Below are 2,070 nucleotides of genomic sequence, written 5' to 3'. Positions count from 1 at the left end.
GTCACGTGCTCCTGCCCGATGACGTCGGCGAACGTCTCGGGGCGGTAGCGGCGGTACAACGCGGTGCTCACCTGTCGAACCCTAGCCGCGATGCCAGACATCCCGTAGGCCGTGCCGTCCCCTGTGGACGCCGCCCACTGCGGGTGCTGGTTGGGTTCTCGGCCTCCACCCGACGTACCCTGACGAACGTGCGCATCGACGTGTGGTCCGACATCCTCTGCCCCTTCTGCCACCTCGGCAGGCGGCACCTCGAACGTGCCCTCGAGCAGTTCGAGCACCGCGACGAGGTGGGGGTGGTCTGGCACAGCTTCCAGCTCGACCGCACCGCCGATCCGGTCGACGACGCTCCGGTGATCGACCGGGTCGCCGCGAAGTACGGCGTCCCGCGCGAGCAGATGGTGGCCCAGCACGAGCAGATGGCGCGCGACGCGGCATCCGTCGGCCTTGACTTCCAGTGGGAGAAGCTGCGCGGCGGCAACTCCTACGACGCCCACCGCCTCATCCACTTCGCCCGCACGCTCGGCCTCGAGGAGCCGCTCACGCAGCGCCTCATGACGGCCTGGTACTCCGAGGGCGCGGCCATCGGCGACCAGGACACCCTCGTGCGCCTGGCCGTCGAGGCCGGTCTCGAGGCGGATGCCGTCCGCGCCCTCCTCGCGAGCGACGACCACGGCATCGACGTGCGCACCGACCTCGCCCTGGCCTCGCAGATCGGCATCACCTCGGTGCCGACGTTCGTCCTCGACCAGAAGTACGGCGTCACCGGCGCCCAGCCCGTCGAGGTGCTGCTCAGCTCCATCCGGCAGGTCTGGGACCTGCAGGGCACCGAGCCCGAACCGGTGGCCGACGCGGGTGGCTGCGGGGGCGGGTGTTGCGGTGGTGTGTGCGGCAGCGACTCCGCTGACGCGGGTGCAACCGCCGACGGCACCGAGGCCACCGAGTCACCCGCGGCCGACCCCGCCCGGGCATAAGGACACCCCGCGTACCTGGAAGAGCCCACCTGCCCTTGCTGCATTCCTGCCCTGGGGGAGTTCGGCGGGGTACCACCACGCGGGGTGCCGTTGGCAATCTTAGGTGCCCTGACGGCATCCGACTAAATCGCCCGATGAGAAGGACGACATGAACCCCCGAACGCTGTTCACCTGGCTCGCTCGCGCCGAGGTGGTGACCTGGACGCTGCTGCTCATCGGCATGGCGCTGAAGTACGTGACCCGTACGACCGAGCTCGGGGTCAGCGTGTTCGGGTTGGTGCACGGCGTGGTGTTCCTCGCGTTCGTCCTCGTGACGGTCGTGCTGTGGGTCGACCAGCGCTGGCCGCTTCGCGAGGTCGTGCTCGTGCTCGCCTGCGCCATCCCCCCGTTCGCGACGCTGTACGCCGAGCGGCGGGTCGAGCGCCTCCAGCTCGCGCCGAGCCGCTGGCGGCTGCGGGCCGGCGGTGACGAGGCGGCATCGGTGCCCGAGCGTGCGGTCGCGGCCGCCCTCGCCCGGCCGGTTGCCGCGGCTCTCGTCGGGGCGCTCGCCGTGGGGACCGCGACGCTCGTGCTCCTGCTCATCGGCCCGCCGCCGGTGCCGGGCAACGGCGCCTGAGCGCACGCGGGCTCAGTACCGCACGAAGACCAGCGGCAGCGTCTGCGCCAGTTGGTCGGCGATCGTGCCGATGAGGATCCCCCCGAGGATCGAGAGCCCGAGCCCTGCCCAACCGCTGTACCTGCGTGGCGAGACGGGGTGCGCGGATGCCGGGTCGTCATCGGATGCCGTCGGGTCGGCTTGCTCGCTCCCAGCACCGTTCCCGGCCGAGACGGGGACGACGACCAGCCGCGGTGGCCTGAGGACCTCGAACACGGCAAAGGCGAGCAGGCCCAGGCCGAACGGGAGCCAGATGAGCCAGAACCAGAACCACCGGGTGCCGCGGCCGGGCCTCGGGCCCATGACGACGACGAGCAGGGCGACGAGGCTGATGGCCACGTCTGCCTTGCTGACCCCGTCGGAGAACGTGGAGTAGGTCAGCGACCGGGTGCGGTCCTCGACGGCGGCGGCGCCGAGGCGGTCGGCGATGGCCTCGAGCTCTGG

3 protein-coding genes and 1 other RNA gene are annotated in these 2,070 nt (G+C 71.4%); 2 read left to right on the top strand and 2 right to left on the bottom strand.

What is annotated here, in order from left to right; genetic code table 11:
* Positions 1–188 precede the first annotated feature (188 nt).
* Positions 189–971, top strand: coding sequence for a DsbA family oxidoreductase (locus tag PLL68_RS14245; RefSeq protein ID WP_324535199.1), 783 nt, complete (start codon positions 189–191; stop codon positions 969–971).
* Here the strand turns inward: PLL68_RS14245 and ffs are convergent.
* An RNA gene (ffs, locus tag PLL68_RS14240) (signal recognition particle sRNA small type) lies at positions 967–1,063 on the bottom strand. The two genes, PLL68_RS14245 and ffs, sit on opposite strands and share 5 nt — an antisense overlap.
* 56 nt (positions 1,064–1,119) lie before the next feature.
* Between ffs and PLL68_RS14235 the strand changes: the two genes are divergently transcribed.
* Complete coding sequence (locus tag PLL68_RS14235) at positions 1,120–1,587, top strand: DUF3817 domain-containing protein (RefSeq protein ID WP_324535197.1); 468 nt, start codon at positions 1,120–1,122, stop codon at positions 1,585–1,587.
* Positions 1,588–1,599: 12 nt separating this feature from the next.
* Here PLL68_RS14235 and PLL68_RS14230 read toward each other — a convergent pair.
* The coding region (locus tag PLL68_RS14230) for a hypothetical protein (RefSeq protein WP_324535195.1) at positions 1,600–2,070 on the bottom strand (471 nt) is incomplete at its 5' end.

It is taken from the genome of Ornithinibacter sp., assembly GCF_035443565.1.
Lineage (GTDB): Bacteria > Actinomycetota > Actinomycetes > Actinomycetales > Dermatophilaceae > Fodinibacter.
This window is presented reverse-complemented; position numbering and strand designations above follow the sequence as displayed.